This is a genomic window from Clostridium sp., from assembly GCF_036646415.1.
Lineage (GTDB): Bacteria > Bacillota > Clostridia > Clostridiales > Clostridiaceae > Clostridium_J.
The window spans coordinates 23,788-48,937 of sequence record NZ_JAVXMF010000018.1 but is presented as its reverse complement, the minus strand read 5'-3'; the positions used below and the strand labels follow the sequence as shown (position 1 = coordinate 48,937).

The 25,150-nt window shown below is 30.5% G+C and carries 23 protein-coding genes; 11 read left to right on the top strand and 12 right to left on the bottom strand.

Annotated elements, in window-relative coordinates; translation table 11 throughout:
- Window positions 1-119: 119 nt before the first annotated feature.
- Complete coding sequence (locus tag RSD37_RS12100; protein ID WP_346947007.1) at window positions 120-416, top strand: recombinase family protein; 297 nt, start codon at window positions 120-122, stop codon at window positions 414-416.
- A gap of 650 nt (window positions 417-1,066) precedes the next feature.
- On the top strand, window positions 1,067-2,143 hold the full coding sequence (locus tag RSD37_RS12095) for a dihydrodipicolinate reductase (RefSeq protein WP_346946996.1): 1,077 nt from the start codon (window positions 1,067-1,069) through the stop codon (window positions 2,141-2,143).
- A 55-nt stretch (window positions 2,144-2,198) separates the two neighbouring features.
- Here the strand turns inward: RSD37_RS12095 and RSD37_RS12090 are convergent, their stop codons facing one another.
- Entirely contained in the window at window positions 2,199-3,137 is a 939-nt protein-coding gene (locus RSD37_RS12090) for a patatin-like phospholipase family protein (RefSeq protein ID WP_346946995.1), read from the bottom strand.
- A 265-nt stretch (window positions 3,138-3,402) separates the two neighbouring features.
- On the opposite strand from RSD37_RS12090, the gene RSD37_RS12085 reads away from it, so the two are divergent.
- Window positions 3,403-4,764: a DEAD/DEAH box helicase gene (locus tag RSD37_RS12085; protein WP_346946994.1), complete on the top strand. Its 1,362-nt coding sequence runs from the start codon at window positions 3,403-3,405 to the stop codon at window positions 4,762-4,764.
- Window positions 4,765-4,873: 109 nt separating this feature from the next.
- On the opposite strand, the gene RSD37_RS12080 is transcribed toward RSD37_RS12085, so the two are convergent.
- The gene (locus tag RSD37_RS12080; RefSeq protein ID WP_346946993.1) at window positions 4,874-4,999 is read right to left on the bottom strand and encodes a hypothetical protein; all 126 of its coding nucleotides are present in this window, start codon (window positions 4,997-4,999) and stop codon (window positions 4,874-4,876) included.
- A gap of 398 nt (window positions 5,000-5,397) precedes the next feature.
- Between RSD37_RS12080 and RSD37_RS12075 the strand changes: the two genes are divergently transcribed.
- The 5 genes from RSD37_RS12075 (at window position 5,398) to RSD37_RS12055 (ending at window position 11,331) form a co-directional block, all read left to right on the top strand.
- On the top strand, window positions 5,398-7,062 hold the full coding sequence (locus RSD37_RS12075; protein ID WP_346946992.1) for a ribonuclease J: 1,665 nt from the start codon (window positions 5,398-5,400) through the stop codon (window positions 7,060-7,062).
- A gap of 472 nt (window positions 7,063-7,534) precedes the next feature.
- Entirely contained in the window at window positions 7,535-8,821 is a 1,287-nt protein-coding gene (locus RSD37_RS12070; RefSeq protein ID WP_346946991.1) for a hypothetical protein, read from the top strand.
- Window positions 8,808-9,479, top strand: a complete 672-nt coding sequence (locus RSD37_RS12065; protein WP_346946990.1) for a DUF6320 domain-containing protein — start codon at window positions 8,808-8,810, stop codon at window positions 9,477-9,479. Before RSD37_RS12070 ends, RSD37_RS12065 begins: the two co-directional genes overlap by 14 nt.
- A gap of 10 nt (window positions 9,480-9,489) precedes the next feature.
- Window positions 9,490-10,410, top strand: coding sequence for an alpha/beta hydrolase (locus RSD37_RS12060; protein WP_346946989.1), 921 nt, complete (start codon window positions 9,490-9,492; stop codon window positions 10,408-10,410).
- A 264-nt stretch (window positions 10,411-10,674) separates the two neighbouring features.
- On the top strand, window positions 10,675-11,331 hold the full coding sequence (locus RSD37_RS12055; protein WP_346946988.1) for a CpXC domain-containing protein: 657 nt from the start codon (window positions 10,675-10,677) through the stop codon (window positions 11,329-11,331).
- Window positions 11,332-11,530: 199 nt separating this feature from the next.
- On the opposite strand, the gene RSD37_RS12050 is transcribed toward RSD37_RS12055, so the two are convergent.
- The 4 genes from RSD37_RS12050 to RSD37_RS12035 all read right to left on the bottom strand — a co-directional run bounded on the left by RSD37_RS12050 (window position 11,531) and on the right by RSD37_RS12035 (window position 15,053).
- Window positions 11,531-12,277, bottom strand: coding sequence for a phosphate ABC transporter ATP-binding protein (locus RSD37_RS12050; RefSeq protein ID WP_346946987.1), 747 nt, complete (start codon window positions 12,275-12,277; stop codon window positions 11,531-11,533).
- A gap of 21 nt (window positions 12,278-12,298) precedes the next feature.
- The gene (locus RSD37_RS12045) at window positions 12,299-13,120 is read right to left on the bottom strand and encodes an ABC transporter permease subunit (protein ID WP_346946986.1); all 822 of its coding nucleotides are present in this window, start codon (window positions 13,118-13,120) and stop codon (window positions 12,299-12,301) included.
- Window positions 13,121-13,136: 16 nt separating this feature from the next.
- Window positions 13,137-14,018: a phosphate ABC transporter permease subunit PstC gene (gene pstC / locus RSD37_RS12040; protein ID WP_346946985.1), complete on the bottom strand. Its 882-nt coding sequence runs from the start codon at window positions 14,016-14,018 to the stop codon at window positions 13,137-13,139.
- Window positions 14,019-14,102: 84 nt separating this feature from the next.
- Window positions 14,103-15,053, bottom strand: coding sequence for a phosphate ABC transporter substrate-binding protein (locus RSD37_RS12035; RefSeq protein ID WP_346946984.1), 951 nt, complete (start codon window positions 15,051-15,053; stop codon window positions 14,103-14,105).
- Between the two features lie 212 nt (window positions 15,054-15,265).
- Between RSD37_RS12035 and RSD37_RS12030 the strand changes: the two genes are divergently transcribed.
- Window positions 15,266-15,736 carry an ATPase P gene (locus RSD37_RS12030; RefSeq protein ID WP_346946983.1) on the top strand — a complete coding sequence of 157 codons (471 nt, stop codon included), beginning with the start codon at window positions 15,266-15,268 and terminating at the stop codon, window positions 15,734-15,736.
- Between the two features lie 193 nt (window positions 15,737-15,929).
- Here RSD37_RS12030 and alr read toward each other — a convergent pair whose 3' ends face one another.
- From alr to RSD37_RS12010, 4 genes are all read right to left on the bottom strand, one after another.
- Complete coding sequence (gene alr, locus RSD37_RS12025; protein WP_346946982.1) at window positions 15,930-17,090, bottom strand: alanine racemase; 1,161 nt, start codon at window positions 17,088-17,090, stop codon at window positions 15,930-15,932.
- A 212-nt stretch (window positions 17,091-17,302) separates the two neighbouring features.
- On the bottom strand, window positions 17,303-18,754 hold the full coding sequence (locus RSD37_RS12020) for a PLP-dependent aminotransferase family protein (RefSeq protein WP_346946981.1): 1,452 nt from the start codon (window positions 18,752-18,754) through the stop codon (window positions 17,303-17,305).
- A gap of 65 nt (window positions 18,755-18,819) precedes the next feature.
- The gene (locus RSD37_RS12015) at window positions 18,820-19,719 is read right to left on the bottom strand and encodes a D-alanine--D-alanine ligase (protein WP_346946980.1); all 900 of its coding nucleotides are present in this window, start codon (window positions 19,717-19,719) and stop codon (window positions 18,820-18,822) included.
- A gap of 201 nt (window positions 19,720-19,920) precedes the next feature.
- Window positions 19,921-21,159 (bottom strand): dicarboxylate/amino acid:cation symporter, encoded by a 1,239-nt coding sequence (locus RSD37_RS12010; protein ID WP_346946979.1) that lies wholly within the window; start codon window positions 21,157-21,159, stop codon window positions 19,921-19,923.
- Between the two features lie 289 nt (window positions 21,160-21,448).
- Between RSD37_RS12010 and RSD37_RS12005 the strand changes: the two genes are divergently transcribed.
- Complete coding sequence (locus RSD37_RS12005; protein ID WP_346946978.1) at window positions 21,449-22,336, top strand: AraC family transcriptional regulator; 888 nt, start codon at window positions 21,449-21,451, stop codon at window positions 22,334-22,336.
- 157 nt (window positions 22,337-22,493) lie between these two features.
- On the opposite strand, the gene RSD37_RS12000 is transcribed toward RSD37_RS12005, so the two are convergent.
- Window positions 22,494-23,030 carry a 2'-5' RNA ligase family protein gene (locus tag RSD37_RS12000; protein ID WP_346946977.1) on the bottom strand — a complete coding sequence of 179 codons (537 nt, stop codon included), beginning with the start codon at window positions 23,028-23,030 and terminating at the stop codon, window positions 22,494-22,496.
- Window positions 23,031-23,398: 368 nt separating this feature from the next.
- Between RSD37_RS12000 and RSD37_RS11995 the strand changes: the two genes are divergently transcribed.
- The gene (locus RSD37_RS11995) at window positions 23,399-23,863 is read left to right on the top strand and encodes a hypothetical protein (protein ID WP_346946976.1); all 465 of its coding nucleotides are present in this window, start codon (window positions 23,399-23,401) and stop codon (window positions 23,861-23,863) included.
- Window positions 23,864-24,003: 140 nt separating this feature from the next.
- On the opposite strand, the gene RSD37_RS11990 is transcribed toward RSD37_RS11995, so the two are convergent.
- Window positions 24,004-24,882: a metallophosphoesterase gene (locus RSD37_RS11990; RefSeq protein ID WP_346946975.1), complete on the bottom strand. Its 879-nt coding sequence runs from the start codon at window positions 24,880-24,882 to the stop codon at window positions 24,004-24,006.
- Window positions 24,883-25,150 lie beyond the last annotated feature (268 nt).

Genomic DNA, 25,150 nt, shown 5'->3' with positions numbered 1-25,150 from the left:
AGCTATTTAAAAGTGTTGCTGGAGAGAAAGGTATTATATTTATTAAAAATTAATTAGTATTGTGATACAAATCATATGGGACACTTCAAAGTGCTGATTTCACTAGAGTTAAGGAATGTATCAATAGAGTCTACCCTATTGATACATTCCTTAGCATTGTAACTCCGCATAAATATGACGATACACCTAGTGCAGTTAAAGATAGAGCTGTATTCAATAAACTGCTGGAGGATATATCACTTGGAGATACTTTAGTTGTAACTAAGTTAGATAGATTCTGCAGAACAACAAAAGAAGGATTACAGTACATAGATAAGCTAATGGGTAAAGGGGTTAAGATCCATATTCTTAATATGGGGTTAATTGAAGATACCCCTATGGGAAGATTAATAGTAACTAATTTTACCATACTTTAAATCTGCAAAAACACCCCAAATAATAGGCGCTATGGCTATTCCAAATACTCTTCTAATATTTGTTTTTATAATAAATACCATCTTTTACTGTTATTAACACTTATACCTAATGTAATATTCTACATGAAAATCCCCCCACTTTTTTTACCTCTTATTTATAAAATTCATCCTAAGTGATAATGAAACATGAAGTCACTTAGAAAGTCTTAAACTAAAATCTTTAGTTAATCTAAATCATGTTTATTTGTAGTTCGTATGGGGAGCCGTACCCCTACAACTACTGAAAAATGACTACGGAATGATAGAAGAACATAAATAATTTTTACTTTAATCGATTTAATAAGAAATAGATATAAAATATATAAATAGTGAGATATACCAATGCTAAACCCCTGATATAGCCTTTTGTTATATCATCTACTTCAATAAAGCATTTTGCTAAGTTTAAGAAACTATTAATAATAGAATTAGTCATATTAAGATAAACTTTTTAATATTTATTAATTAAGAAATAAATATTGGAGGATATATTAGGTAAATATACAGTGATAAATTTATATTGTTGATGAAGAATTTCAAGGAGATGAGGGCGTAGAGAGTATTTCTTCTAAAAATTAAAAAATATTCGAATAAATTTTAGGGAGAGAATTATGAATAGAAAAATTAGAGTAGGTCAATATGGATGTGGAAAAATGTCTATATATACTATGAGGTATGTTTATGAAAAGGGAGCAGAAATTGTAGTTGCTTTTGATCTAAATCCTCAGGTTATTGGTAAAGATATTGGAGAGATTATTGGAACAGAGCCTAAGGGTGTGGTAGTACAAGATGCTAAGGATGCAGATAGAATTTTAGCACAGATAAAACCGGATGTATGTATAGTAACTACAAGAAGCTTACTTAGTGAACTAGAAGAGCCTTTTATGATATGCGCTAAAAATGGAATAAATGTTATCAGTACATGTGAAGAAGCTATATATCCATGGAACTCTTCTTATAAGATTACTGATAAAATTGATAAGTTAGCAAAAGATAATAATTGCACTATATGTGGATCAGGATATCAAGATGTATTTTGGGGAAATCTTATTACAACTTTAGCTGGAGCTACTCATAATATTACTAAGATAAAGGGAGTTTCAAGCTATAATGTAGAGGATTATGGTATTGCTCTAGCTCAAGTTCATGGAGCAGGTCTTGACCTTGAAGGATTTAATAGAGAAATAGCTGCTGCTGATAACATTTCAGATGAGGATAGACAAGAACTTATCAATAAGGGAGAATTTTTGCCTTCTTATATGTGGAATGTTAATGGTTGGTTATGTTCTCAACTAGGACTTACAGTGAAGAGACAAGTGCAAAAATGCATACCTCATGTGTATAAAGAGGAATTACGCTCAGAAACTTTAAATATGGTTATCCCAGCAGGTTATGCTACAGGCATGTCTGCTATAGTAGTTACTGAAACAGAGGAAGGAATTACTATAGAAACTGAATGTATAGGTAAGGTTTATGCACCAGATGAGTATGATAAGAATGATTGGATAATTTATGGAGAACCAGATACTCAAGTAGTTATTAATAGGCCTGCTACTGTAGAATTAACCTGTGCAACTATAGTTAACAGACTTCCAGACGTAATAAATTCAGAACCAGGATATACAACTACTGAAAAAATGCCTACTAACAGATTTAGAGTTAAACCACTTGATGTATATGTAGATTAATGTTTTAAATTTCAAACTACAAAAAAATTATAATGAAAAAAGGCTATAGCCAGATCTATAGCCTTTTAAATTGTTTGTTATACTCTTCATGTTTTTTTATTAATTTATCTAGAGGTTTTCCTTTTAACATATCTATTATTATTGGTGCTAAAATGGTTAATGCATCTCTATAGCCAAGTTCTACATGTTGATTCAATGTACTTGTCATTAAATTTACTGTACCAATTCCATTTATTGTTTCAAGGGGTATAGACGGATATATTTCTATAATATGAGTATCTTCAAATCCACTTTTATCTATGGGTTGCTTATATGATAAATGGACAACAATAATAACATCACAATTGTGATGTTTTAGAGGGTTTATTGGTACATTATCTGCATTTTGACATGAATATTTAGGATTATTTATTCCACCATCTGCATATCTATATTCATTTATCTTAATAGGTTTAAAAACAAATGGTATTGCACATGAAGCAAGAGCAATATCTATTATTTCATCTTCTTCAAATTCATTTAACCTAAAATATTCTGTTTTTTTAAAATCTATATTATATGCACAGGCATAAAGTGTTTTCTTCGACTCTTTAATAACCTTTAAATCAACATATTCTTCAATAAAACGTCGAACTCCACTTTGAGAAATTAAACCAATATCACTTTCTCTAATTAATTCAATAGCTGATTTATCTCTCTGTTTAGCTCTCCTTATAAGATTTGAAAACTTTAGGTCTCTAACATTAATTTCATTTGTAATAAATCTAGAATAGCTTAAACTAGACCAGCTTTCATCCATAATTTTATTATCATTCATGGAAAGCATAAGTGCATTAACTGTACCAATAGATGTACCAGAAACCACTGAAATTCTTCTTATTATATCTAACTCCCAAAGTGCTTTGAAAACTCCAGCTTCATAAGCACCCTTAGCACCACCTCCTGCTAATACTAGTCCTAAATTTAAATCAAAAAGTCTTTTCACTTCTTCCATATTTAAATACCCTTCCATTTTATCCATGTTTATAATACTTAATTTAAATTATACCCATATTTTTCAAATTGGCAAGGTTCTTTTAGTGGTATAGGCATGTTCAGAGGTTAAGTGATTCCAGGGAACAGAAGTATAAAGGTTAATATTTTTAATAGGAAATCAACTTTCTAATAGAAAAATGATGCGGTTTTTATGAAAAACCTATATAATTTATAAAGAACTAAATATTAGGAATTAAAGAATAATGACCATTAAAGGAGAAAAAATGTTATTTGAGAATTTAGATATAATTAGACCAATACAAAAGGCTTTAAAGGATGAGGGTTATAGTAGTCCTACCCCAATCCAAGAAAAGGCTATACCACCAATACTTCAGGGGAGAGATTTACTTGGATGTGCACAGACTGGTACTGGAAAGACTGCTGCATTTGCTCTTCCAGTGTTACAAAACATATTCAAGGATAAAGATAATAATAAGGGTGTAAAGGGACCAAGAATAATTAGTGCTGTGGTACTTGCACCAACTAGGGAGCTAGCAATTCAGATAGGTGAAAGCTTTAAAGCTTATTCTTGTTATATGAATATGAAAAATACGGTTATCTTTGGTGGAGTACCACAGGGACCTCAAGTAAGAGCTCTAAAAGATGGAGTAGATGTATTAGTTGCAACTCCAGGTAGACTCCTTGACTTAATTAATCAAGAGATTGTGGAGTTAAGTGAGGTAAAATATTTTGTTCTCGATGAGGCAGATCGTATGCTAGATATGGGAATGATTATTGATGTAAAGAAGATAATAGCTAAACTACCAAGGGAAAGACAGAATATGTTATTCTCCGCTACAATGCCAAGGGAGATTTCAAATTTAGTTAATACTATTCTTAAAAAACCAATAAGGATAGAAGTTACACCAGTTTCATCTACTACAGAAACCATCACTCAAGGAGTATACTTTGTAGATAAGAATAACAAGACGAATCTACTTATTGAGCTTTTAAAGGATGAGGATATTGCAACAGCTTTAGTATTCTCAAGAACAAAGCATGGAGCAGATAAGATTACTATGGATCTTAAGAAGGCAGGAATTGATGCTAAGGCAATCCATGGTAATAAGTCACAAAATGCAAGACAGTTAGCTCTTAATAACTTTAAGGAAGGTAAAACAAGAGTGTTAGTAGCTACGGACATAGCAGCTAGGGGTATTGATGTAGATGAGTTATCCCATGTAGTTAACTACGACTTTCCAGAGATACCGGAAACCTATGTTCATAGAATTGGACGTACTGGAAGAGCTGGATATACTGGAACTGCATATTCCTTCTGCGATATAGAAGAGAGAGAGATCCTAGGTGATATAGAAAAATTAATTGGAAAGAAAATACCTACTATGTCCGATAACCCTTATCCAGCTGTGAATTTTACTATTACTGAGAAGCCTAAAAGAAATAGTGGTAGAAGTAGAAATAACAGCAGCGGTAGTAAGGCTGAGGGGGATGGAAAATCAGCACTCCCTAAAAAGCTAAACCAAAGTGGTAATGCTGTTAAGAAGTCTAAGAAAAGCTGGAATTATAGTAGTGGTGGTGGAAAAGGCAAGAGCCAAGGGAAATCACAAGGTAAGAAGAAAAGCTAAGCAAACTAAATTCCCAGTGTGAGTAATTACACTAGGAATTTAATTATTTATAAAAATATCTCTGGATTCTTTCGAGAAGCATATTCAATTTCAAGATCCTCTTTATGTCTTAGTTTATATTATTTACACGTATTTCACCATAAAAATAGTGAGAAATTTTATCTGTTAGCCCACATATTACTTTTTTAGTGGTGCTTGTACCACTAAAATACATTGCATTAATTTTTTCAATCATAATAAAACCTCCATGTACATTAAACATCTATATTAATAAAATTCTATTTATTTGTGTAATTCTTTATGGGTATAAACAATATTAATTATTTAATTATAAATATGATATTGTTACAAATAAAAATAAAATAGTTAACAGTTATAATTAGTTATATTAATTGTTGAATAAATGTATTTTAATTGAGCTATAACACATAATAAATGAGAAGCTAAATCTTAAGTGGTAATTTTAATTTACAGTTTAATTATTGAAATTTAGCTAAAGTTTTAAATCTAATATTAATAAGATTAAATTAGTAGGAAGTGTTCCTTTGAACAAACAAAAAGTGGATTTTAACTACTAATATATATATGAAAATTAATCTCCAAATTAATTGATAAAGCAAAGGAAGGGATTTTGTGGAAGAAACAAAATGTGTTAAAGTAATACCTTTAGGTGGTTTGGGTGAAATTGGTAAAAATATTACCGCCTTTGAATATGATGAAGAGATTATTGTTATAGACTGTGGAATAGCATTTCCAGATGAAGAAATGTATGGAGTTGATTTAATAATTCCAGATATAACATATTTAATAGATAATAAAGAAAAGGTGAAAGGTTTCTTTTTAACCCATGGACATGAAGATCATATTGGTTCATTACCATATATTTTAAAGCAGTTAAATGTGCCTGTTTATGGTACTCGATTAACCTTAGGTATATTAGAAAATAAGCTTAAGGAGCATTCTATACAAAGAGAATGTACTCTAAATAAAGTAGAAGCTGGAGATATAGTTGAGTTAGAACATATTAAGGTTGAATTTATAAGAAATACCCATAGTATAGCTGATTCATGCTCTATTGCTATTCACACTCCAGTAGGTATTATATTGCATACAGGAGATTTTAAGATTGATTATACACCTATCGATGGTTTAGTTATGGATTTAGAAAGGATTTCAGCATTGGGAAGAGAGGGCGTATTACTACTAATGGCTGATAGTACAAATGTAGAAAGGCCGGGACATAGCCTATCAGAAAAATCTATAGGCCAAACCTTAAATAAGATTTTTTCTACAGCTAAGGGAAGGGTGCTAGTTGCTACCTTTGCATCTAACATACATAGGATGCAGCAAATAGCTAATTCATCAATTGCATTTAAAAGAAAAGTTGCGTTTAGTGGAAGAAGTATGGAAAATATATCAAAGGTTGCTATGGAACTGGGATATCTACATATACCGGAAGATTCAATTATAAGTGTAGATGACATAGGTAATTATAATAATGAGGAAATAACAATAATAACCACAGGTAGCCAAGGAGAACCTATGGCAGCACTTTCAAGAATAGCCTTTTCAAATCATAGAAAAATAAAATTGGAACCAGATGATTTAGTTATTATTTCTGCATCACCAATTCCAGGGAATGATAAACTTATAGGTAAGGTTATAAATGAACTTTTTAAAAAAGGAGCAGATGTTATCTATAAGGCATTAGATGATATTCATGTGTCTGGGCATGCATGTCAAGAGGAATTAAAGTTAATGCATACTTTGGTGCACCCAAAATATTTTATGCCAGCCCATGGTGAATTTAGGCATTTAAAACATCATAAGGATTTAGCAATAGGTTTAGGTATGGAAGAAAAAGATATATTTGTAATGGATACAGGAGATGTGTTACAACTTTCAGAGGAAGAAGCTAAGGTGGTTGGAAGAGTACGTACAGGTAGAGTGTTTGTTGATGGTATTGGCGTGGGAGATGTAGGAAACATAGTATTAAGAGATAGAAAATATCTAGCTCAAGAGGGCATGGTTACAGTGGTAATAGCAATAGACAAAGAAACCTACAGCATTATAGCAGGACCAGATATTATAACCAGGGGATTTGTTTATGCTAAAGAGGCTGAAGAGATGATTAACCAGGCAAAAGAAATAGCGAGAAGAGAAATTGAAAACTCTTTAGAAAATAAAGTTGTAGAATGGTATGTCCTAAAATTAAATGTGAAGAGAGCATTAGAAAGATTCTTATATGATAAAACCAAAAGAAGACCAACTATATTTCCAATAATTGTTGAGATATAAGATTTAAAATCACAGTGATTACATGTGGATTATAGTTTTGAGAAAATACTTGAAATAGAAATTTAAATAAGAATAATAGGGATACAAAGCTCTGTGTATAATTAATTACATAGGGCTTTTTGCAATAATAAATATATGTAAAATTCTATTGAAGTATATGTAAATTTATTGATACAATTACCTATATAAATAACACGAGGGGAGGAAGAAGATTTCTCACAGGTAGTGGACGATCATAATTATTTTTGGGAGAAGCTCGGAGGAACCATTGGAAGAGCTATAGGAATTAGATTATAATAATACCTTACTATACTTAGATGACAGTTCTATAAATTATTTTGTATATAATGTTTAAGATTCACATTTTTGAGGAAAAATATCAGGGTGGAACTAATGAAAAAATAAAGTTGATTTGCTATAATAAGTAAGTGTTCTTTAATGACAATAGAGTATGGAAAAGAGTGAAGATAAAATGAATAAAAAAAATCAACATACAAAGTGGAGGGGCTTAGATAATACGGCAAAAATATTTCCGGTCATTACAAATGAGAGATTAAGTAATGTTTTTAGAGTGTCTGCTACCTTAAAACAGGAAGTTGTACCACAGCTTTTACAACAAGCTTTAGAGGATATAATACCTTGGTTTGATGGATTTAATGTAAGACTTAGAAGAGGTTTTTTTTGGTATTATTTTGAAACAAATAAGAAGGTTCCTGTTATAGAAAAAGAAACAACATACCCTTGTAAATATATAGATCCTAATAGTAATCGTCATTTTTTATTTCGTGTATCCTACTATGAGAAAAGAATTAATTTAGAAGTATTTCATGCTATTACAGATGGAATGGGTGCTATTAATTTTTTAAAGGAGCTCACGTATCATTATCTTGATTTAATAAAATCAAGTGATTCTATAGAAAAGGGATATATACGACCAAGTAGGGAATGCATTCTTAATGTGGAAGATAGCTACTTGAAAAATTATAAAAAACTTCCTAAGAAGACCTATAGTACAAAGAAAGCATATCAGCTAAAAGGTGAACTATTGTATTTAGATACTGTAAGTGTCATCCATGGGTATGTTGATTTGCCTGAGCTTAAGAAGGTGTGTAAGGGAAGGGGGGTAAGTATTACTAAATATTTAGTAGCTGTACTAATCTGGTGCATTTATGAAGAATATATAAATAAACAAGAAAATACTAATCCTATTTCTATTAATCTACCTATAAATTTAAGATCCTTCTTTGAATCTACAACCACCATGAATTTTTTTGCAGTAACAGCAATTGAATTTTTATCGGATGGAAATGAACATACTTTTGAAGAGGTTCTTTCTATTGTAAGTAATCAAATGGATGAAAATATTACAAAGGAAAAATTACAGAAGACTATTTCCTATAATGTTTCTAATGAGAAAAAGTTATTAATACGATTTATTCCACTGGCATTTAAATATATTGCGTTGCAATTTATTTATGGGAGAATCAGTAAATCTAATACCACAACTTTATCAAATCTAGGGGGGATTACTGTTCTTCCAAAGTTTCAGAATGATATAGAGAATTTTCATTTCCTAATAGGTGTTTCTAAAAAGCAGAAAATGAAATGTGGTGTATGCTCATATAAAGATAAATTAGTGGTGAATTTCACTACGGTGTTAGCAGATACATATTTACAAAGAGCTTTTTTTCGTACTTTAACAAAAGAAGGGATTTCAGTAACAATAGAAAGTAATGGTGTATTAAATGAAAAGATGTGAAAAGTGTAACGTCAACGTATTGGGTGAAACCCATACATGTCCACTATGTGTAGGAGTATTAGAACAGGATGAAACAGAAGAAAAAGTAACTAAAATGTATCCAGAAATTGATTTTGATATAGATAAATTTAATAAAATAAAGAAGATATTTTTATTTATACTTACTATAGTTGCAGCAGTTTTAGGATTTATAAACTACATTACTTACTCAGGTGTTATTTGGTCAGTAATTGCAGTGGTTGGTATTATTTATTTTGGGATTACAGTTACTTATTCTATTATGAACAATGCCAATTTAGCTTCTAAAATTTTAGTGCAAACAATAGGTGGAGGAATATTATTGGTGGTAATTGATAATGTCATTGGATACATAGGGTGGTCTGTGAATTATGCAATACCTGGTATAATATTATTTGCTAATCTAGCAATTGTACTGCTTATGATTGTAAATCCTATGAATTGGCAAAGTTACTTTATGTATCAGATTGCTATTACTATATTTAGTTTTATACCATTAATTTTATTTTGGGTAGGATTAATCAATCGTCCGGCACTAGCTATTTTAACAAGTGGAATTTCTATCAGTATTTTAATTGGAACCATAGTTTTTGGAGACAGAAGTGTAAAGAATGAACTGATTAGAAGATTCTACACCTAGGAGAGAGAAGATGAAAGCAAAAAAGACCAGTATTCGAGGTAATTTGTTACGTGAATTGATAGGTAATATTATAGAGACTTCTTTAGGAGAACCAATTCAAACAGGAAAATTTAGAAAACATCCAGTGGAGCCACCATGGAAATGCCCTAATGGGTATTTATATAAAAAAATAGAAATGGAACACTTCATAATGGAATATTTAAAACCTGAAGAACCATGCAATGGAAAGGTAACTTTACAGCTTCATGGAGGTGGTTATATTGGTCCTATGAAAAATGCATATCGAAGATTTGCAGTAAATTATTCAGAAAGAACCAAAGGTGGAGATGTACTTACAATTGATTATAGAGTGGCTCCGGAAGCTCCATACCCAGCAGCACTAGAAGACTCAGTAGCTGCTTATAAATGGCTTATAGAAGAGCAAAAATATAAACCGGAAAATATAATTGTGGTAGGTGATTCAGCAGGGGGCGGATTAGCTATAGCTCTGTGTCTTTATTTAAGAGACCATGGTATGCCACTTCCTGCTGGGATTATTGTCATGTCACCTTGGAATGATTTAACAAATAGTGGTGCAAGCTATAAAGATAACTATGAAATTGATCCATTGTTTGGTCATTCTACCAATAATATGTTATACAATTCTACTTATATTGGAGAAAATGATCCACACTGTCCCTATATTTCACCTGTCTATGGTGAGTTCCACGGATTTCCACCTATGCTGATGCAGGTAGGAACCCATGAGGTTATTTTAAGCGACACTTTAACGGTTGCACAAAAGGCAAAGGAACAGGATGTGGAAGTAAAACTATCTGTTTATGAAGGCATGTTTCATGTATTTCAGGTGGCAGGGGACTTGATTCCTGAAAGTAAGGAAGCTTGGAATGAAGTAGGTGATTTTATAGACAAGATTTTTAAATTAAAGTAAAAGTTCCAATTTTATGTTTGGATACTTAAATTTTAATAAAAAAATTGGTAGTTATTTTAGATTTATATCTATAAATTAAAAGGATATTTAATGGAATATGTTGAATATTATGTTTAATAATCCTAAAGGTAGATTTTAAAATATGCTATTTAAAATAGATTTAAAAATCATAGAAAGTTACCTGAAGGAATAAGTTTATCTTTAATAGTTTTATTACAGATAAACTATTTTAGTATTAATAATATACAACTGGGGGAATGAATAATGTCAATTAGAAAGAGTGGGAAAATAACTTGTCCAAAATGTTCATGTAAGTATGAGGTTAATATATGGGATAGCGTTAATGTATCCGTAGATAAAGGGGCAAAGGAGGATATACTATCTCAGAAACTGTTTAATCACTGTTGTCCAGAGTGTGGGGAAGTAACTCATCTATTATGTGATTGTTTATACCATGACATGGATAAACAACTACTTATATATTTATTACCTAATTATGATGAGAAGAATGAAATTCTAATAGAAAATTTAAAAGAACTGACGAGTAATTTCACTTCTAAGTTTAGTGAGAGCTATAGACTACGAGTGGTGAAAACAGCTAATGAACTTAGAGAAAAGATTAAAATATTTGACGGTGGTCTTGAAGATACCATTGTAGAAATGTGCAAGGTATTTTATGTTTCTGATATAGAGGAGAAAAAGCCGGAGTTTATATTGTCAAATGTGTATTTTGATTATGATAAAATCAATGAATCTAAGATTTTTGTATGCTTAGATATTGAAGGGAAAGCATTATCTTGTGAATTTAATAGTAAATTATATAATTCGCTTAAAGAGCGATATGGCAGTGAAGTAGCAATTAAAAGAAGTAAGACCTTTGAAGTAATTGATAAGGATTGGATTAATAAGATTTTAAGTTAACTTGAAAATAAATTTAAAGCACCTATTAAGTTGAATAGCGCCCTGTTAAGTAGACAGGGCGCTGTTCATATAATGGGTGCTTTTATGATTTAAAAGGATGTTACAGCCCTACATATTACAATAATTATAATTAGAAAGATAAATATGACAGTAAGATAAAAGTGTTAAAAATGTGAATTTAATGGAGATATGTTTTGATTTATCCAATATCTCCACTGACATATTCCTTCGTAAGTTGTTTCTTAGGAATTGAGAATAAATTCTTTGTAGAGTCATCTTCTATAACTTCACCATCGTACATAAATATAGTTCTATCAGAGATTCTTTTAGCTTGAGCTAGGTTGTGAGTTACAATAATTATGGTGTAGGTTTCTTTTAAGCATATTAAAAGTTCCTCTATTTTTTTTGTGTTAATCACATCTAAAGCAGAACAAGGTTCATCAAGGAGAAGAATTTTAGGGCTGATGGTAAGAGCTCTAGCAATGCAGAGGCGTTGTGCTTGACCACCAGATAATTTAAGAGCACTTTTATTCATTAGAGGTGAGATTTCTTCGTATAAACCAGTGAGTTTTAAAGTGGTTTCTATTAAGACTTTTCTTTCTTTTTTACTAATTCCATGATATTTTAAAGCATATTCAAGATTTTTATAGATACTTAGAGGAAAAGGGGTAGACTGCTGGAATACCATACCTATGTTCTTTCTTAGGTCCTCTAGATTATAATCTTGTATGTTTTTATCATTAAAGTATATACTCCCACTCATGGACATGTCAGTGCTTTCATCTATTATTCTATTTATACATTTTAGTAGAGTGGATTTTCCACAACCTGAGGGTCCAATTATTGAAGTTATTTTATTTTCATAAATGTTTAATTCAATATTTTTTAATATTTCTTGATTTCCGTAATTTAATTTAAGGTTTTCTATTTTAATAATTGAGTTCATGTCATTATCTCCAATCTATAACTACTCATGTTTTTTAGAAAATATAAAGGGAATAGAATTTAATATAAGTAGAATTATTATAATAACAAAGGCAGTGGCATAAGCATTTTTGGTAGATACTCCTTCTCCAATTAAATAGTAAAGATGTACTGGTAGTGCCATGGCGGGGGAGAATACACTCTTAGGAATTTTAGTGTAGGATACAGCACCAGTTATCAAGAGTGGAGCTGAAGCACTGAGAGCTAAGCTAAGACCTAAGCAGAGAGTGCTAAGTATTTGCCTATAAGTCATTGGTATTACTATTTTTAAAAGAGTATAACTTCTATTTACCCCTAGAGCATAGGAGGCGGTAATAAGATTTTTATCTACCTCAAGAAAAATTTTTTCTAGATTTACCTCCATGTAAGGGAATATCATAATGCCCAAAACCAGGCCTCCTGATAATATGGATATTCCATAATTAAGCTTAACTACGAAAAAACTATATCCAAACAAACCCAAAACGATAGATGGTATGCCAGCAATTATTCCTATTATAGTTCTCATAAAGCCTTTAAAGTAATTATTTTTACAGTAGTAACTTAAGTAAATAGACATAGATAATGATAATAAAGAGGAAGAACCTAGGGCAATTAATCCAAAATACAAGGAGCCTATTAAAGCAGGTAAAATACCACCTTCACTTCCTATAGGCATACCCTTAGGAGATTCAGTAAGAAAATCTATGGATATGTTTAATCCACCCTTAATAAAAATAAATCCAAGCAAGTAAAGAATTATAAATCCAACTATAATACTACTTAAAATTAAATATATATTTATATCTAAATTTCTTCTTTTCACAATATCAACTCACTTACTATAAATATTTTTTTTCAAGTAGATTTTTAATAAAAGAAAATATCAAATTAATTATAAGCAGAATAAGTATTAATACAAATCCTGCTCCATATAAAGCATGGTAGTGTACACTTCCAATTTCAGCTCCACTCATTTCAAGAGCAATTAATCCAGATAGTGTTTCGCCTCTAGAAAATAGCTTTGGAATAATAGGAGAATTACCTATAACCATCATTACTGCCATGGTTTCACCGATGGCTCTGCTAAGGGCAAGAGCTCCTGAGGTGAATATTGGTATCTTAGATCCAGGAAGAATTAAGTTTCTAATCATATACCATTTAGAGGTTACAAGGGAAGTAGAAACTTCATAGTACCCATCTCTTATTTTAATCATGGATTCATGACAAGTTGAAATTATGTAGGGAAGTATCATTACAGATAACACAATTCCACCAGCAAAAATACTTTCACCGCTAGAAAAGCTAAATTTAGCTTCAAAGAATTTCACCACTATTAGTAGACCAAAGAAGCCATAAACCACAGAGGGTATACCTGCTAGTAGATTAAAAAATGGAAGAATATATCTGTGGCTTTTTTTACTTAGAACACAACTAGTAAGTAGCGCCGTACCAACTCCAAGCGGTAGTGCTATAATTAGTGCTACTATAGATACATAGAGGGTACTGAGTATCATTGGTAAAATACCAAAGGAAGGATTTTTGCTTAGTGGATTCCAACTCTGAGTAGTAATGAAATCCATAAAGGAGTAGTCTTTAAATAAAAGTAAACTTTCCTTTGATATGAAAAATATAATTAATATTAGAATTAATAGGGTTATTATACAGGTTAGTCTTAGAAAATTAGAAAATATATAGTCAAGTGATTTGTAAAATCTACACATTTTATTTACCTCCACTTAGATAAATCATGAATTTAGAGTATCAATTAACGATGAAAGCCCAGGATAATCCTGGGTTTAATTAATCTATTTAGCTGGAACGAAACCTAAGTCTTCTACAATTTTCATACCTTCTGCTGAAGTACACATATCTATAAATCCTTTTTCAGCTTCTGATAATTCACCTTTTGTAATTACAAGTAGTGGTCTTGAAATCTTGTAATCACCACTTAAAATGTTTGCTGCAGTTGGCTCTATACCATCTATGTTTAATGGAATTACTTTTCCTTGATTTTGATTTACAACTCCAAATGAAGCATATCCAATAGAGTTCTTGTTCTCAATAATCTTAGTAACTAATGCACCCATTGAAGGAGCTTGTATTACATCTTTGCTTACTTCTTTGTCTCCCATAACTTTTTCTTGGAAAACTTGATGAGCACCACCACTAATATCTCTTGTAATAACAACTATTTCTTCATGAGGAAGATTGCTATCAACTTCATCCCAATATTTAAATTCTCCAGAGAAGATTTTTGAGAGTTCTTCAGTTGTTAATCCATCTTTTTTATATTCTAATAATTTATTTTCTGGATTAATAGAGATTGTCAAAGCGTCAGTTCCTAGGTTAAATTCATTATAATTCTCTATTTTTGATTTTTCCTCATCAGTCACTGGTCTTGAAACTAATCCAAAGTTTGCAGTATCATCAAGTAATGCTTTTATAGCAGCACCTGAACCACCTTCAGATACAACAATATCTATATCTTCATTACCATATTTTTCATTAATAGTATTCCAAGTCTTATTTTTTTCAGTAAACTTAATTATAGCTTCATTCATTACTGGAGCTAAGGTTGAAGAACCAGATAGGATAATTTGTCCAACTTCTTCTTTCTTTTGACTTGACTCATTTGATTCTACATTAGTAGAAGTATTTGCACCCTTGTTAGCATCCTCATTATTTTTACTACATCCTACCGCTAAAGTAGCAATAGATATAGCCATAAATAAAGCAAGTGATTTTTTCTTGTTCATAAAATTAATCCCCCTAAAAAATGATCTGTCCTTTAATTAATTAATACCCTTGATTAAAGAACCATATTTATCTTATTATAAAAGAAGGAAAAAATGTAGAACTATTTGAAAATTCTATAGATACTAATCTATTTATTGGAATATATTATAGAATGTAGTAAATGATAATATATTTTTAGAAATGATATAGTTGTAGTTAAGGGGGACATATTTTGGAAATTAAAATACCAGGAAGAGAAGAGTTAAATATTGAAAATATTTTATTGGATTATAATGGGACTATAGCTCTAGATGGGATTATATTAAGTGAAGTAAAGGCGAGAATTATAAAAATTAGTAATCTTGGGTTTAATATATATGTACTTACTGCTGATACCCATGGTACAGTAAAAAATCAATGTGAGGGGTTACCTCTAGAAATAAAAATATTTGATAATTCTAGTGCTAGAAAAAACAAAGAAGCAATTGTAGAAGAATTAGGTGGAAGTAGTTGTATAGCAATAGGAAATGGTTTTAATGACGGACTAATGTTTGAAAAAAGTGCCTTGGGAATAATAGTCTTAGGAAATGAGGGATGTTCTGCTAAATCTCTTATGAAAGCGGAAATAGTGTGTAAATCTATAGAAGATGCCCTAGACCTAATTTTGAAAAAGGATAGGTTAGTAGCCACGTTAAGAGGTTAGATTTATAGCTTTCATGAGGTGGAAAACCGAGAGTGCATAAGATATAATAGCGTAAATTATGTAAATGAAATAAAGTGATGTAATCAATGCTATGAATTATAGTATTAATAATTAAAGTTTATATTTAAAGAGAAACTGTCTCAAAATAGTTTAATTACTTTGAGACAGTCATTTTAGTTTTTTATTTTGTTTGTTAAATATAATTTCTTACATTAACTACTTTCCCATTTTTAATATAGACTCTAGGAATTCTATGCTTAAGCATACAAAGTATCTCATAATTGATTGTACCTAAGGTTTCTGCCAGGTCATCTGCATTTAATCTTAAATGTCCTTGTTCACCTAGGATTATAACTTCATCACCAGGTTTAACATTTCCTACATCTGTTACATCAATCATGCATTGATCCATGCAAATTCTTCCAACTACCTTGGCAAACTTTCCATTTATAATTACCTTAGCATCATGACCTAGTAGCCTAGAGTATCCATCTCCATAGCCAATTGGAAGGGTGGCTATGACGGTTTTTCTGTCTGTTTTAAAGCTTTTACCATAACTAATATACATATCTTCATCCAATTCCTTTACATGAGCTACCTTTCCCTTTAAGGTTAGAGCTGGTTTCAATGAAAGCGTATCCTTATGAACCTCATTAGAAGGATAATATCCATAGAGTATGATCCCAGGTCTTACTGCATTGAAGTAGGTTTCTGGCATATCAATAATTGCTCCACTATTTGAAAAGTGTTTTAAAGGAATATTTATTCCAATAGATTTTACATCTTCAAGAAGGTTTGTAAATTTTAATAATTGCTCCTGAGCATAGGATTTATCTTTTTCGTCAGAAGTGGAAAAATGAGAAAAAATACCAACTACCTTCAAACCTTTCAAGGAGCATATTTTAGATATTTCTTCTATGGTTTTTTTATTAGGAAGGAATCCAATTCGACCCATTCCGGTATCTATAGCAATGTGAACTTTGGCTTTTTTATTAAGAGTCAATGCAAGATTAGACAATTCTTTTGCATATTCAAAATCGTATACAGTTTGATCTATGTCATTGTTTATTAACTCTTCGCCTAAGTATAAAGGTGTATATCCAAGAACTATTATAGGTGCATTAATATTATTTCTTCTAAGCTCAATTCCTTCACTAATCATGGCTACAGCAAGTATTGAAGCTCCATTTTCAAGAAGGGTAGGAACTACATCTATAACTCCATGGCCATAGCAATTAGCCTTTACAATTGCTATTAATTCTTTATCCTTGATTAGATTTTTTATATTTCTTGTATTATATGCTATTGCATCTAAATCTATTTCAGCCCATACAGGTCTCATTATCTTTTCCAATTTTATACCTCATAATTTCTTTCATTAGTTTTATAGTAAGTTGTTTTAGCAGTGTTTAGGTGAATTATTTTAATCTTTGTGTAAAGGGAGAAAATTACTTGCTTCATAATATAATTTTATTACTTAGAATAAAAAAATCAAGTACCAGCAGAAGGCGAATTTTTAGAGATCGTGGTTTATGAATTATTAATTGTATTTTTAACATGGAAGATTTATAGTTTACTCAATAACTTTACATTATCTCCAATTATCCTAATACCTTTTTCTATATCTTCATCGTTTACTCTTCCAAAGCCTATTCTAAAGGTATCTAGATTGCTATTGTCTTCATAGAAAATATCTCCAGGCATGAAGATTACATTATCTTCATAGCATAGGTTAAGAAGTTTTCTTGCATTTAGATTATTTCGAAGCTTTATAAAAATATGGAGCCCACCTTCACCAGTTACATATTCATAGGGAATGTATTTATTCACCATATCCATAACTAGGTTATATTTGTCTCTATAGTATTTTCGTACGTTCTTTACATATCGATTAAAAGCACCACTTTTCAAATAATAATGGAAGGCACTTTGATCTAAAAAGGAGGAGTGAATGGTTCTTCCTCTTTTTACACTTTCTAAAATATCTATGAGTTTTTCATCTCCAAGAATCCATCCAATTCTAAGACCAGGGAATAATATTTTTGAAAGACTCCCTATATATATAACTCCATTACCTCTACCACATAGGGAAGCTATAGGTTCAATAGGGGAGCTGGAGTAGAGTAACTCCTCGTTAAATCCATCTTCAATTATAGGCACAGAATACTTTCTAAACAAATTATAGATTTCTTTTCTTCGCTTAGTTTTAGTTACTATGCCTGTGGGATTATTGTAGGAGGGAATTAAATATCCAAACTTAGGATGAAAGTATTCTAAATCGCTTTCTAGCTCTTTTAAGTTTATACCTTCATTATCCATTTTTACTTGCACAATCTTAAGGCCATGAGCCTTCATAATCTTTAGAGCAGTATTATGGGTTGGTTCTTCGCATATAATCACATCACCGGGCTTAGTTAGTGAACTCATAATTATATCAAAGGCTTCAGTAAAGCCATTAGTTATCAAAATATCTTTACCTACAGTATTTACACTTTTTTCTTCCATATACTGAAAAAAGTAATCTATTAGTGGAGCATATCCTTTAGCATATCCATAGTTTAAAAGATTTGCACCTTCAAAGGTCCAAGCATCTAGAAGAGATCTTTTAAAATCATCAAGATTAAAGAGTTCATTTTTAGGTGAGATAGACTTGAAGGATATCATTTCTTTTTTATAACTCAGCTCACTTTTTACAATATCAAGATTCCAAAGGGTAGAGCCATAACTGTTGATTTCTGATAAAAAGTCCACGTTATATTCCTGACACTGACTTTCACCCTCCATCAAGATGAAGGTGCCAATGCCGCGTTTTGTGATTATTATTCCCTTGCTTTCTAACTCTTCATAGGCAGAAATAACAGAATTCCTACTTATATTTAGAAGCTTGCTTGCCTCTCTTGTAGAAGGAAGTTTACTATCCTTTTTTAATTCACCTTTTTTAATTCCAAGAGTAATGTGTCGCTCTATTTGTATATAAATTGGTTCTTCATTATTTATAGTAAGAGAAGAAAATATCAATGTTAATCACCGTCCATTTATATGTGTATTTCAAGTTTTTATTTATTACGGAAAGAAATTTTATATCATTTTAAAGAATACTGGATAATTTTATCAAGTAATTCTGAATAATTCATGTTTGCAGCCTTTGCACTTTTAGGAAATAAGGAATTATTAGTCATTCCAGGTAGGGTGTTTAACTCAAGGACATAAGGCTTACCATTGCTTACTATTATATCAACTCTTGCATATGCTTTACAATCAAATATTTTAAAGCATTTTTCACCTATTTTTCGTATTTCATTATCTAACTTTTGGGGAAGATTTGCAACCTTTTCTTCAGTTTTAGAATCTAAATACTTGCATTTATAGTCAAAGAAATTTCCCTGATGAGAGATTGAGAGAATAGGTAAGGTGTCTCCATTTAAAATAGGAACAGTATATTCTAGCCCATTTAAATATTCTTCAACAAGTACTTCATCACTATATATAAAACCTTCTTTAATAGCAGATGTTAACTCTTCTCTACAATAAACTAAAGATACTCCAATACTTGATCCACCATTATTAGGTTTCACCACCATAGGATATTTTATTTTCTCAATGTTATCCCAATTTAATACATCATACTTATCCAAGCTAACACCATCTGCAATATTAATATTTTCAGCTTTCAATATTTCTTTTGTTTGTTTTTTATTCATACAGATGGCACTAGTTAATGGATTGCTTCCTGAATAAGATATTCCTACGCTTTCTAATATACATTGAATTGATCCATCTTCTCCAAATTCCCCATGAAAAGCTAAGAAAGCAAAATCTAAATTTAAATCCTTAACTTTATCAATAACTTCTTCTCTTGAATCTATAATCAATGATACAACTTCATATTTGTTTTTATCTAAGTTTTTAACTATTTCTTCACCAGATAAAAGTGATATATCTCTTTCAGAAGATATTCCACCCATTAATACTCCAACTTTCATTTTTATCTCTCCTTTAACTGACACTCCCAATCTTACATTTGACAAGTGGAAGATGATTCTAATCTATAATATAATTCTATTCCAATGGAGAAAAAAGGGAAGTACCAGTTATGGGGGAATTTTTAGTAAGGGTGGTTCGGTAAAAATAAAAATCATTTAGAGTAGCACTTTTTCTTTACATATAGTTAAGTGTTACAACAATTAGTTAAAATATCTTTGGGTGTGTTTTTCTGTAAATTTAGAGATTACCATGGTGCAAACAGTGTTTCCAGTTGAGTTTAGTAGAGTAGCGGGAGCATCGATAATTGTTGCTATTACTAGCATTATGGCTAAGGCTTCTGGAGGAAATCCAAATATACTTAAGATGAGCATTTCACCTATGGCACCGCCACCTGGTATGGCTGCAACTACAGCTCCAATTAATAATCCACTAACTAATATAATTAGAAGAGAACTTAAGCTATTCATGTCTTTACCGAAGAGTGCAAATAGAAACATTATTTTAAATATACCGCCTATGACAGAACCATCCTTATGAATATTAACTCCTAAAGGCATAATTATTTTAGATAGAGTATCAGATACTCCCATTCTTCTAGACGCTTCAATATTAACAGGAATACAAGCGGCACTAGAACAGGTTGCCATAGCTGTTATTGATGGAATAGTAGCATTCTTCCAAAATGTTTTTACACCTTTTTTTCTTCCTGCTACATAGGCGTATAGGGTAAAGAATACTGTGAAGTATACTATGGAAACACCTAGATATAGTGTGAAGACCTTTGCATATCCGCTTAATATTTGTCCACCTAACTGTCCAACCACATTGGCAAAGTACGCTCCAATTCCAATAGGAGCATACAGCATAATTATATTAATAACCTTCATAGTTACGGCTGTACCACTATTTAAAAAAGTAGCGAAGGCTTTTCCTTCTTCATTGCAAAGCATAGTACTTAAACCTATAAGCATAGAGAATAATATTAGGGCAAATAAATTATTTTTAGATAGTATATCTGAAAAATTTCCAACTGTAATGCTAGATACTATTTTATCTAAGATGCTCATACTTTCTCCAACTTGTGTTTCATTACCAATAGTTAAGTTAGCAAACATGGATGACTTTAGTCCAGTAGTGGGATCGAAGAGTTTAAAACTAATTATTCCTATTATTCCAGAAATAATAACAGTTACTCCAAAAACTATTATTGATACCACAAGGATTTTTCCTAGTTTTCTTGAACTACCCATGTTTGCAATGGAAGAGGAGATACTAAAGAATACTAGTGGTACTAAGATGGTAAATATTAAATTTAAAAATATATCTCCAAGAGGTGCTAATATACTTGCTTCTTCACCAATAATAAGGCCTATACATCCACCTAGTATAGTTGCAAATAATAAGATTAATGATGACTTATAATTTTTAATAAAATTCATGTTTAATCCTCCTTACTAAATTTATAATTGATCTTCCTATTTCCATTATATGCAATATACTTGCTGTAAGTAGTGTATATATTGCTTGATATATTGTAAAAAGTGCTTTAAAATTTAATTATAAATGCAAAATGTGGAATTGGGTTTGGTGGGCTTATAGCTATAACAATAGGTATCACTAAGAGAAATATGATGGATGTAGATGCTAACAGTAACCTAAATAATTCAAATAATGTGAACTTAAATAGAAAATTAGGGTATTTTTCATGGGAGAGGAGTATATGAGAAAATGGTTGATTTTAGTAGTGAACTGAATTGTATAAATAAGGATAAATCTAGTAATAAATTAGGATACCTACATGAAGATTTTCAACTATTTCATATAAAGGATAAGACAAATCAAGAGTTTGAGTTTCACTATCATGACTTTAATAAAATAATTATATTTTTGTCAGGAAAGGTGACCTATTTAATTGAGGGAAAGGCCTATTACCTAAAGCCTTGGGATATATTGCTGGTAAATAACCACGATGTTCATAGGCCTATTATTGATTCTTCAGAAGTTTATGAGAGAATAGTTATTTGGGCTAACTATGACTTTATCAAGAAACATAATTATGAGGGATGTGACCTTTCAACTTGTTTTAAATTAGCTAATGAAAAAAGCTTCAATTTAGTTAGACTTGAAGCCAAGTTTCAAAATACATTAAAGTCAATAATAGGTTCACTAGAAGAATCTTTAGTTTCTACAGATTTTGGGAGTAAGCTTTTAAGTAATTCTCTATTTGTACAGATAATGGTGTATTTAAATAGGATTTATCTTGGGAATGTGTATATAACTGATAAAGATTCACTCAGGTATGATAAACAAATTGAAGAAATTTTAAAGTATATAAACAGTAATTTAGATAAGGTACTTTCTATAGAGTTTCTGTCAGAAAGGTTCTATATTAGCAGGTATTATCTTATGCATAAATTTAAGAAGGAAACGGGGTATACACTACATAACTATGTACTTCAGAAAAGACTAATAATGGCAAGGCACCTTATAAAGGGTGGAGAGCAAATTACTAAAGCAGCACTACAATGTGGGTTTAATGATTATTCTAGCTTTCTTCGAGCCTTTAGGAAGATGTTTAATAAATCACCTAGGGAAGTTCTAAGAGATATTCAGTAAGATGTTTTTTAGGTCACATCAATAAATGAGTCTATAACATAGTGAGTTTTTCATAGGAATTAAATATGGGACTGTGTGAAAAAAATGAACGGTGTTTCAACATGAGTTCAAAACATATTCAATTTTAAGGTAGCCCCATAAATAGATTTATTGGTTATTAAGCTAATCTAACACTGAGTGCACATGTATTATCATTCTTAGAACAGATTTTAATTAAACCTATATCAGTTAATGTAACATTTAAGGGCTTGAACTTATCTAGTACAAAACTAAATACTTTTTTTAGTTTATCATTGTTTAAGTTTATAGCTAAGGTGCAATGAGGAGTCCAGCGATCGGGTAAATAGTAGGGGCTTGCTGTTTCATTAAAAGCTTTAAGCTGTTGATGATATTTGCTGTGAATATTTAGCAATTCCTGAGTTACCGTAGGTTTTATAAGGCAGATTCCTGTTATAGGAAATGTTCCAAGGATATCAAAGCTAGTATTGATAGTCTTAAAGTTAGACTTAAAAACTTTAAAATCTTTAATAAAGGCTTCTTCATCGATATTTTCATATACTGCCAAAGTTATATGAGGGCTGATTTCCTCAATATCATTTAAACTTGAATCAATATTGTTATCACTTAATTCATTCCAAATACTTCTTATATATGAATCTGCTTCTTCATTAAAAAACAATTCTACTGCATACATAAAGTTACCTCCTATAATTATATACATTAATTAGATGTAATTAGCATATGAAAGGTACATGACTATAAATCCAATTATAAATAGATTATACTTCATATTATTGTACAAATAAACTTAATTATAAACATATGTAATAATGTGAATTAATTTCATACAAAGTTATATTTAAATCAGTTTTTAATTTTGATATCATATAAAGTTAGGGTAAAAGGTGGCAAGAAAATGAATGAAACTTAGAATATAGGAGATAATCACATATGCCTACACTTCAAGTTTGAATATTAAGAAAATTTCGACTTTATTAATGGGTAAATTGTGTTACAATTGTAAGTGAAATAACTTTATACATTTAAGGAGGAGATTGTAATATGAAGAAGAAAAAAACCATCCTCATTACGCTGGGAATTATAGCACTAGTGGTAATGCATATTTTTTATCCTAAAACTGGTTCCTTTGATAAGTTAGTTCTAAGTGAGTTTCCAAAGGCAAATATCAATAGCATTGAGATTTCCAAAGGAAATGGATCCATAGTAAATGAATATATTAATTGTGATAACAATGATAAACTCAATGAATTTATAGCTTACATAGGAGACTTAAACATTGTGGAGTATGTAGGTAGAAGATCGGTTAGTGACTTAGAAGGTTATTCTATACTTCTAGATGGAATATATAATGAAGAAGGGACGTCTAAATCTATGTCTTTGAAAGTTACAATATATAATCATGATGTAATTCAGATATCAAATGGTGATGAAGAAGAAAGATATTATAAAATTTATAATGAACATGGTTTTGATATAGGACATGCCATGGCTATTTTAGGAAACTAAACATGTAAAATTAATTGAATATTTCAAATAAGTAAATGTTTTCATTATGCATTGTTATAAAAATTAAAGGATGTCTTAAGCTAGATATCCTTTAATTTTTTCCATATGATTCATAACAATTAAGTATAAGTAATACATAGTTAATTATTATTGTTTAAAGTTACAATAACAAGCTCTGGTCTGTTAAATACTCTTAGTGGAAAGAGGCTATTGCCAAGACCTCTGCTAATGACTATAGAAGTTGTACCTTCTTTATGAATTCCACTGGTGTGCTTAGGAAAGAATCCTTGGTCAGGTGCAATGAGTCCTGGAATAAAAGGTAATCTTACTTGGCCGCCATGAGCATGTCCAGAGAATATTAAATCTATGTCATGGTCGGAGTAGATACTAATTAATTCTGGTCTATGGGATAATAGAATAGTAAAGTCATGGTTAACTTCCGCTCTAATATTTTCTAGCCTTTCATTAAAGTCATACTGACTTACATTACCCATATAATCAACTGGAGTGAAAGAAATGTCAGCAATGCCAAGTAAATTAATATTTTCCCCATTTAATTCTATAATTGTAGAATTATCATCAAGGTTAATTACTCCACACTTTTCTAACTCAATCTTCAATTCTTCATATATACCTGAACGTTCTTCATGATTCCCAGATACATAATAAATTGGTGCTATATGAATAGCTTGTTTTACAAATGAAATAGCCACATCCATTTCATTAACAGTAGTTCTTCTACTATCTATTAAGTCACCGGTAATGACAATTATATCTGGTTTAATTTCCTTGATTTCCTTTATTAAATTTTTTTGGTTATTTCCAAACTCTTTATTATGCAGATCTGAAACATGTAGTATCTTATATCCATTAAAGTTATTAGGTATCTTTGAGTTTATATATTTAATGTCAGTTAAAACAATAGCATTGTTTTGCAAATAACAAAATATTATAACGCAGATTAGAATTGTCATTAGTAACAATAGTTTATGAGAACGTTTTAACTTTAAATATTTCATTTTATTCTCCTCGTATACAAGATAATAATTATATAATCTAAATTATACAATTATATAACATTTATAACAATAAATAGATTAATATATTATTTAGTTTAGGCTAATAGAAACCTTGCCTAATTTACATTGGTGCATACTGGATATATATACTTATAATGAAGAACTAATAATATTATATTTAAATAAACTTTAAATTAATGCTATAATTGGATATGGATATGGATATGGATATGGATATGGATATGGATATGGATATGGATATGGATAT

What these genes read in the sequence shown, in the direction of transcription:
- RSD37_RS12095 (WP_346946996.1), top strand. Translation starts at nt 1,067, where the DNA reads ATGAATAGAAAAATTAGAGTAGGTCAATATGGATGTGGAAAAATGTCT.
- RSD37_RS12090 (WP_346946995.1), bottom strand. Translation starts at nt 3,137, where the DNA reads ATGGAAGAAGTGAAAAGACTTTTTGATTTAAATTTAGGACTAGTATTA.
- RSD37_RS12085 (WP_346946994.1), top strand. Translation starts at nt 3,403, where the DNA reads ATGTTATTTGAGAATTTAGATATAATTAGACCAATACAAAAGGCTTTA.
- RSD37_RS12080 (WP_346946993.1), bottom strand. Translation starts at nt 4,999, where the DNA reads ATGATTGAAAAAATTAATGCAATGTATTTTAGTGGTACAAGCACCACT.
- RSD37_RS12070 (WP_346946991.1), top strand. Translation starts at nt 7,535, where the DNA reads ATGAATAAAAAAAATCAACATACAAAGTGGAGGGGCTTAGATAATACG.
- RSD37_RS12065 (WP_346946990.1), top strand. Translation starts at nt 8,808, where the DNA reads ATGAAAAGATGTGAAAAGTGTAACGTCAACGTATTGGGTGAAACCCAT.
- RSD37_RS12060 (WP_346946989.1), top strand. Translation starts at nt 9,490, where the DNA reads ATGAAAGCAAAAAAGACCAGTATTCGAGGTAATTTGTTACGTGAATTG.
- RSD37_RS12055 (WP_346946988.1), top strand. Translation starts at nt 10,675, where the DNA reads ATGTCAATTAGAAAGAGTGGGAAAATAACTTGTCCAAAATGTTCATGT.
- RSD37_RS12050 (WP_346946987.1), bottom strand. Translation starts at nt 12,277, where the DNA reads ATGAACTCAATTATTAAAATAGAAAACCTTAAATTAAATTACGGAAAT.
- pstC (WP_346946985.1), bottom strand. Translation starts at nt 14,018, where the DNA reads ATGTGTAGATTTTACAAATCACTTGACTATATATTTTCTAATTTTCTA.
- RSD37_RS12035 (WP_346946984.1), bottom strand. Translation starts at nt 15,053, where the DNA reads ATGAACAAGAAAAAATCACTTGCTTTATTTATGGCTATATCTATTGCT.
- RSD37_RS12015 (WP_346946980.1), bottom strand. Translation starts at nt 19,719, where the DNA reads ATGAAAGTTGGAGTATTAATGGGTGGAATATCTTCTGAAAGAGATATA.
- RSD37_RS12010 (WP_346946979.1), bottom strand. Translation starts at nt 21,159, where the DNA reads ATGAATTTTATTAAAAATTATAAGTCATCATTAATCTTATTATTTGCA.
- RSD37_RS12005 (WP_346946978.1), top strand. Translation starts at nt 21,449, where the DNA reads ATGGTTGATTTTAGTAGTGAACTGAATTGTATAAATAAGGATAAATCT.
- RSD37_RS12000 (WP_346946977.1), bottom strand. Translation starts at nt 23,030, where the DNA reads ATGTATGCAGTAGAATTGTTTTTTAATGAAGAAGCAGATTCATATATA.
- RSD37_RS11995 (WP_346946976.1), top strand. Translation starts at nt 23,399, where the DNA reads ATGAAGAAGAAAAAAACCATCCTCATTACGCTGGGAATTATAGCACTA.
- RSD37_RS11990 (WP_346946975.1), bottom strand. Translation starts at nt 24,882, where the DNA reads ATGAAATATTTAAAGTTAAAACGTTCTCATAAACTATTGTTACTAATG.